Consider the following 6,815-nt stretch of genomic DNA (forward strand, 5'->3'; position numbering starts at 1 on the left):
CAACTGCCGTACAGGAGGACAGGGTTGCGGGGTGCGAGGAAAGTGTCGGATGTGGTGGTTCGGTCGCACGTCAGACCGTCTCAAAGACGGTGAAACAGGGCGCGCACATCACCTTCACGGACGCCCGTGTTAACCCGCGCACACTTCGCAGTGATCCTGCGCGGTCGCAGTGCGCGTACTCAGCGGCGCAGCAGCACCCGGCGGGTGGCGCGGGCGAAGCGGGCCGCGGGGTGCCCCGACAACGGGGCCGGACCCGAGCGCTCCAGCCACCAGTGGCGCAGCCGCCGCCGGGTCTCCGCATCCTCCGGGCCCGCCAGGAGCAGGTACTCGGCGAAGTCCAGGGCGTCGCGCCGATAGCCGCCGGCCATCGGATGCCCCTGTGCGTACGCGAGGAACGCGGGCCGGTATGCCGCCGCCAGGATCTCCGGCAGCTCCGCCGCGACCTTCGCCACGACATCGGCTCGCTTGGCGGCCAGCGCCCGCGCCTGCACTCCGAGCCGTACGCGGTCGAACCCCTCGGGCACGGGGGTTCCCGCGACGAGGGCGGAGAGCAGCGCGGTCTGCGCGAGGGCGAGGTGCTGGCGGGCGGGGTCGGTCTCGGTCCCGACGGGCGAGAGGGGTGAGGCGGGTGTGCGCAGGGTGGGTCCCACCGTTTCCACGGCGGCCCCGGCCTTCTCCAGCGTCCCGCGAATCGCTTCCAACTCCCGCTCCAGCTCCCCGGGCTCGGGGAAGTTCTCGTCCCGTTCCAGCAGGACGCCCGGCGGGGTCACCCGGGAGGCGAGCTCGGACAGGATGTCGAGGACCGGCTGCGGGACGGGGTGGGCGTGGCTGTCGTGCCAGACGCCGTCCCGTTCGAAACCGCCGGCGACATGGACGTAGGCGATGGCCTCGACGGGGAGTTCGTCGAGGGCCTTGACGGGGTCCTCGCCGCGGTTGACGTGGTTGGTGTGCAGGTTGGCGACGTCGATGAGGAGGCGTACGCCGGTGCGGTCGACGAGGTCGTAGAGGAACTGGCCTTCCGTCATCTCCTCGCCGGGCCAGGAGAGCAGCGCGGCGATGTTCTCCACCGCAAGGGGAACGGGCAGCGCGTCCTGCGTGATGCGGATGTTCTCGCACAGGACGTCCAGCGCGTCCCGGGTCCGGGGGACCGGCAGCAGGTGTCCCGCCTCCAGGTGCGCGGAGGCCGTCAGGGGCCCGCCCGCGCGTACGAAGGCGATGTGCTCGGTGACGAGCGGCGAGACCAGCGCCTCGGCCCGTTCGGCCAGCGCCGTGAGGCGTGCCTCGTCGGGCCGGTCCGCGCCGCCCAGGCCGAGGGAGACACCGTGCGGGATCACCGTGACCCCGCGTTCACGCAGGCGCAGCAGCGACTCGGGGAGATGCCCGGGGCAGAGGTTCTCGGCCACGGCCTCGACCCAGTCGATGCCCGGCATGCGCTCCACGGCGTCCGCTATCTCCGGCCGCCATCCGATGCCCGTCCCCAGTCGCTCCATCGTCCCCTCCTTCACTCCGCGTGCACGGCCTCACCGGGATCGGCTGTGTCCGTCTGCTTCGGCGGTCCGCTGTTCCGGCGTGAGGGGGGTATGGCCCCGGCGTCCGGTTCCGAACCTCGCGCTCGTCACGTTCAGAGCAACATTTGAGGTTCGAGTCCGGACGCCGGGAGGGTCCAGCGGACAGGCCTATCCCAGTACGCCGTCCGAATCCACCGGCTCCGGCCGGCCGGTGTTGACCGCGCCCGGCTCGCCGGGGGAGGGCTGGGACGTGGTCGAGACGTCGCCGGTTGCCTCGGCGACCGGTGCGGAGGGTGCCAGCTGGCCGGGGACCGGCGGCGGGGGGCCGGTCGGGCTGGCGGTGGTCGCGTTCGCCGCGGTGTTGGCGATGGCGTCGAAGTCGACCAGCCCGGTCTTCTCCAGCATCGTGATGTGGTCGAGCACGGTCTGGTTGGCGTCCGAGGCCAGCTGGCGCACCAGGGTGTTCCGTGTGGTGTTCCGGACGGTGCCGATGGCCGGGAAGATGGTTCCGTGCGCGGCCCGCAACAGGTTCACGAACTTGTACTCGTAGTCCGTGCCGCTTGCCGCGGTCATCTCCTTGAGCCAGCCGGTCTGCAGTTCGTTCGGCTGGTTCGGCAGTGCGACGCCGAGCTGGGCCGCGACGATCCGGACCCGCTTGTCGAGGTCGGTGTGGCCGACGATGAGGTGGTCGGCCACGTCCTTGATCGCCTGCGAGGGCGCGCGTTCGAGCGCCTGCTGTCCGGCCGGCAGCTCCCACAGACCGGCGAGCCGTACACGGACGATCAGATCGCGGTCCTGGGCGGTCAGCGGACCCCATTGGGTGTTCACGGTGGCCGCCGCCACATTCGCCTGTCCGGTGCCTGAGCGGTCCGCGTACGACCATACGGGGAACGCGAGCGCGCCGACGGTGGCGACTAGTGCCGCAAAGACGAGGACGGTACCGTTGATACGCCGCATATTGAGCCTCCCGGGAACCCAACTGTTCGTTGAGTGTCTGTACTTGGCCAGCGCCAAGAGGTACGTGCGGGGCGGATGTGTTGTTCAACGTCCACTCAAACCTCTTTGCGGCCAGCGATCAGCGATCAGCGATCAATGGTCCGGCCTCGACTCCGGCTTGGGGCACGGCCTCGGCTCGTCCGGAATGGTCGGCTCGGCACCGGCCACGTCTCCGGGGCGCGGCCCAGCAGGCGCCGCGCCTCGTCCAGGGCGTCGGAGCCGGCCGGTACACCGAGGGCGGGCGCGCACGCGAACCCCGGCCCCCGCCCCGCCGAATCCGTGGGCACCAGCCGGGCGACGGCCATCGCCGCGTCCAGGACGTGCCCCGGCAGGTCGAGCCCGGCGCCGAGCGAGGCGGCCACGTCCTGTTCGTGATCAAGGCTCGAGAACCTTGGCCGACCGGGGCCGTGCTCCTCGTTCCCCCTCGGTTCAACCGTCTGTATCGCCACGCGATCACGCGATCACGCAATCAGGCCATCTCGGCGGCTGAAAATGCATCAGTCCCGAGGGTTGTGGCGGTATCGAATTCCGTCCGCCCGCATTCTCCTCCGCGGAGATCCCTGTACGGGTCGATGTCAATCGGAAGGTCTCCTACCGGTCACGATATCCGGATCATGTAATTCCGGACAACCTTCGTTTACCGTCGGTTGTCTTGCCGTTTAATGAATAGCAAACCTGTGCCCGACGTCACAGTTGTCGTCGGCGCCTATGAAGCCATGCCCTATCTCGTCCGCTGTCTGGAATCGGTCGAGACGCAGACGCTGGGCGCAGACCGAATTGAGATCGTGGCCGTCGACGACGGGTCGAGCGACGGCACCGGTGAGTACCTTGAGCAGTTCGCCGCCGTGTCGAAGGTGCCTACCAGGGTGTTGCGGCAGGCCAACTCCGGTGGTCCCAGTGGGCCGCGCAACGTCGGCCTGGGATTGGCTCGCGGCCGTTACGTCTTCTTTCTGGATGCCGACGACTATCTGGGGGACGAAGCCCTGGAGCGGATGGTCGCAATGGCCGACCGCGCCGGCACGGATGTGGTGCTCGGCAAGATGGAGGGAGTCAACCGCGGCGTCCCGAGGTCGATGTTCACCCGGACACAGGAGCGCGCTGACGTCTACACTTCCAAGGTCATCTTCACGCTGAGCGCTCAGAAGCTGTTCCGGCGGGAACTGATCCTGCGACTGGCCCTCAGATTCGACGAGGCCCTCGCCACCGGCGAGGACGCGCTCTTCACGATGGAGGCGTATCTGAGCGGCAAAGGCGTGTCCGTCGTCGCCGACTATGTCTGCTACTACCTTGTGGGCCGCGACGACGGAAAGCACGCGACCCGAAGAGGCAGCTATACGGGGCGCTTCGAGGCGATCCACGCGCTGATGATTCTGATCGGAAGACTCGTACCGCCGGGTGCCGAGCGCGATCAGCTGATGGTCAGACCCTTCACGGTCGGGCTGCTGCAGCAATTCGGGGTCGGCTTGCTGAATCGGCCGGAGGAAGAGCAGCGGCACAAGATGGACCTGGCCGCTCCGATGGTCGCGGCGTACTGGACCAAGGGCGTCGCCGACCGGATAAAGGTCGGGGAGCGGCTGGTTCTCACCTGTGTTGCCTTGGGCAGGCTGGATTCGTTGAAGAGCCTACTGGAATTCATCCACGCCAAGACGGTGCCGGAAGTTGTCCATCACGGCAGGGCGGGCAGAATGCACCTCGCCTATCCGCATTTCCGCGACCGGCGGACGGGTATCCCCGACGAGGCGTACGTGGTCACCGTGCCGGACTGGTCCGGAAGCCGGCGGGTGATGCCATCGGCGAAGCCCCGGCCGTCCCTCGCCCGCCGGGCGGCGCGGAAGGCCCGCAGACACTTACGGAGACTGCGGACCCGCAGATGATCCCCTGCCGGCCCGGCGGATGCCACCGGCATGCCGTCGGTCACAAGAACGCGCCGCGGCCCGGTACCGGTGAGGTGCCGAGGTGCTCCGTCATCGGGTAGGGCGGGCAACCGGGACCGAGCCCCGACTGAGCCCGCCTGGAGGCTGGTTGCCTCCGCGGGCTCGCCCTTTGCGCACTCTCGGATCTGCTTGTTACTCCCAGGCGGAGGGGTTCTCGTGAACTGAGCGGGCGCCCAACGCTGACACGGCGCCTTGTCAGGCGCCCGTCCCGCCGGAGGATCACGAGCCTCTGGAGGGACGGGTTCCGGCGTCCTCCCTTCGCCTTCTCCGCCGTGGAGGGGCGGGGCTGATCCCGTCTGCGGCGCTGTGGGCGGCCCGTCACGGTCGCTGCGGGCGCGGCAGGCCGATGCGCGGATCGTCGACTGCAACAGTCAGCCCGGGCGCGATCTCCGTGAAGCCCGCGTCGCGGACCAACGGGATCCCAGAGGTGGTGAGTTCACGCCAGCGGGCCGGGTCCGCGGTGCGGACGGCGAGTGGGAAGCCGGCGTCGCGCCAGGTCGTGCGCTCCTCGTCGGACAGTTCCCACCAGGCGAGTTGGGCGCCGTGGCCCGCCTGCGCCATCGCCTTGCCGGCCGACATGTCGAGGTCGGGGTTGAGCCACAGCACGGGCGCCGTCAGGTCGGCGTCCGCCGGCGGCTCGGGGTCGTCGAGGTCGGTGCCGGAGACCTGGAGCTTGGCGAGTTCCCTGGGCCAGCCGTCCAGCGGGATCGGTGGAAAGACGCGCACCTCGGCGGACTTCCCGGTCACGGTGATCCCCGGCAGTTCCGCGGCCCGCCGCCACTCGGCGCCGCGAGCCCGCCGTACGACCTTGCGGATCCGGGCGTCCTGCCAGTCGCGGATCGCCTGCGCCCACTCACCCGCGCTCTCGCCCTCCCCGAGCGAGCGCTCGTCGCTGAGGATGGTCAGCACGGCGCGGGCCGCGGTCTCCAGAGCGTCGGTACGGGCCGGGGGCGCGGCCTTCTCGATGCGTACGACCAGGGGCAGCACGAATTGAGGTGCCTCGTCGCGTGCGGTGCGCTCGGAACGGAAGGGGCTGTCGCCCGCGGGGGCCGGATCAACTGCGGTCGGGTCGCTGCTCACGCCTCCAGTCTGCCAGGCGGAAGATCGGTTCATCCGTGGGTGCCGGTCCGTCCGCGGAGGGGCGCGGGTACGGCGTCGAGCTGCGACCGGTCAGCCCGAACAGGCCATGCGCTGTGCCTCCTGCCACTCGCAGACGGGGCACAGGGTGATCCCCTTGTACGACTCCGGATACTCCGTCGGCTTCCGGCACAGGACGCACTCGGCGAACGGCGGCCCCTCGTCGGTGGGGGCCGGGTCCGCTCGGGTGCCGCAGTAGTCGTCGCTCATGGTTCCAGCGTAGGACGGATGACCGGGCCGCCTACCGTTGGTGGGTCGCCGTCCCGATCAGCTCGGACACCTTGACGAAGCGGAACCCCCTCTTCCGTAGCTCGGGCACGATCGTCCGCAGTGCCTGCTCGGTCGCCGGAGCCGCGCTTCGCGTGCAGTGCATGACGACGACGGAACCGGGCCGCACGCCGTCCAGCACCTCCTGGGCCACCGCATCCGCGTCCGTGGCGAACGCGTCCCCGCTGACCACGTCCCACTGCACCGCCGTCACCCCGGCCGTGCTCAGCGTCCGCAGCGCACGCTGGTCGTAGCACCCGCCCGGAAAGCGGAAGTAGGGCATCGCACGGGGCACACCCGCCTTCTTGAAGGAGGCGTACGCCCGCTTCACATCCGCCCGCATCCTGACCTCGGGCACGGTCGGCAGGCCGTAGCAGTCGTCCGTGAAGGCGTAGTGGCTGTACGAGTGGTTCGCCACCTCGAAGAGGGGGTCCCGTCCGATGGACCTTGCCTCCTGGGGGTACTCCTCGGCCCACCGTCCCGTCATGAACACGGTGGCCGGCACCTTGAAGCGCCGCAGGGTGGCGATGAGCCGCGGGTTGTCGAAGTGCTCCCCGGCTGCCGCTCTGTCCCCCTGATCCGCGGTCATGTCCGCGTCGAAGGTCAGCGCGACCGTCTTGTCGCGCGTTCGCGGGCCGTTGTTGAAGACGGGGGTCAGGCCGTTGGGGCCCGGGGCGAGCGTCGGGGGTTGCGACGGTGCGGCGCCGGCGGGCGCGGGGCGTTCCTTGCGGGGAGCGGGCGGGGGGTCCGGGGCCCCGCAGGCGGCGAGCACAGCGCCCAGGGCGCAGACCGCGGCGAATCGCGTTACTGAAATGATCACCCGATGAAGATATAGGAGTGAATGTGGCTATTTGCGTATTATCGGCGCGTGCCGCCGGACGTGCTCCGGAAGTCACCCGGCTAGGTCCTGTCGTCACATTCCCGTCGTCGCCCGGATGGCGTCGCGAGGCAGACGGGAATGTGACGACAGGAC

At 69.7% G+C, this 6,815-nt stretch carries 6 protein-coding genes; 1 reads left to right on the forward strand and 5 read right to left on the reverse strand.

Annotated features, from left to right (window positions below; all coding sequences use genetic code 11):
- Window positions 1-179: 179 nt before the first annotated feature.
- Window positions 180-1,490, reverse strand: coding sequence for a DUF692 domain-containing protein (locus ACFWP7_RS39400; protein ID WP_384392351.1), 1,311 nt, complete (start codon window positions 1,488-1,490; stop codon window positions 180-182).
- A gap of 186 nt (window positions 1,491-1,676) precedes the next feature.
- Window positions 1,677-2,465, reverse strand: coding sequence for a DUF4142 domain-containing protein (locus ACFWP7_RS39405; RefSeq protein WP_384392354.1), 789 nt, complete (start codon window positions 2,463-2,465; stop codon window positions 1,677-1,679).
- Between the two features lie 701 nt (window positions 2,466-3,166).
- Between ACFWP7_RS39405 and ACFWP7_RS39410 the strand changes: the two genes are divergently transcribed.
- A complete protein-coding gene (locus ACFWP7_RS39410) occupies window positions 3,167-4,378 on the forward strand; it encodes a glycosyltransferase family 2 protein (protein WP_384392369.1) in 1,212 nt (403 codons plus the stop codon).
- Between the two features lie 378 nt (window positions 4,379-4,756).
- Here the strand turns inward: ACFWP7_RS39410 and ACFWP7_RS39415 are convergent, their stop codons facing one another.
- From ACFWP7_RS39415 to ACFWP7_RS39425, 3 genes are read right to left on the reverse strand one after another with little or no spacing between them, the layout of a single operon-like run.
- Complete coding sequence (locus ACFWP7_RS39415) at window positions 4,757-5,551, reverse strand: peptidyl-tRNA hydrolase (protein ID WP_384392357.1); 795 nt, start codon at window positions 5,549-5,551, stop codon at window positions 4,757-4,759.
- A gap of 57 nt (window positions 5,552-5,608) precedes the next feature.
- A complete protein-coding gene (locus tag ACFWP7_RS39420) occupies window positions 5,609-5,785 on the reverse strand; it encodes a hypothetical protein (RefSeq protein WP_384392360.1) in 177 nt (58 codons plus the stop codon).
- Between the two features lie 31 nt (window positions 5,786-5,816).
- Window positions 5,817-6,662 carry a polysaccharide deacetylase family protein gene (locus ACFWP7_RS39425; protein ID WP_384392363.1) on the reverse strand — a complete coding sequence of 282 codons (846 nt, stop codon included), beginning with the start codon at window positions 6,660-6,662 and terminating at the stop codon, window positions 5,817-5,819.
- Between the last annotated feature and the right edge of the window lie 153 nt (window positions 6,663-6,815).

This window comes from Streptomyces sp. NPDC058470, from assembly GCF_042721055.1.
GTDB lineage: Bacteria > Actinomycetota > Actinomycetes > Streptomycetales > Streptomycetaceae > Streptomyces.

Bases quoted from the DNA above. Each gene is read 5' to 3' on its own strand.
- ACFWP7_RS39405 (WP_384392354.1), bottom strand. From the start codon at position 2,465: ATGCGGCGTATCAACGGTACCGTCCTCGTCTTTGCGGCACTAGTCGCC.
- ACFWP7_RS39410 (WP_384392369.1), top strand. From the start codon at position 3,167: ATGAATAGCAAACCTGTGCCCGACGTCACAGTTGTCGTCGGCGCCTAT.
- ACFWP7_RS39400 (WP_384392351.1), bottom strand. From the start codon at position 1,490: ATGGAGCGACTGGGGACGGGCATCGGATGGCGGCCGGAGATAGCGGAC.
- ACFWP7_RS39420 (WP_384392360.1), bottom strand. From the start codon at position 5,785: ATGAGCGACGACTACTGCGGCACCCGAGCGGACCCGGCCCCCACCGAC.
- ACFWP7_RS39415 (WP_384392357.1), bottom strand. From the start codon at position 5,551: ATGAACCGATCTTCCGCCTGGCAGACTGGAGGCGTGAGCAGCGACCCG.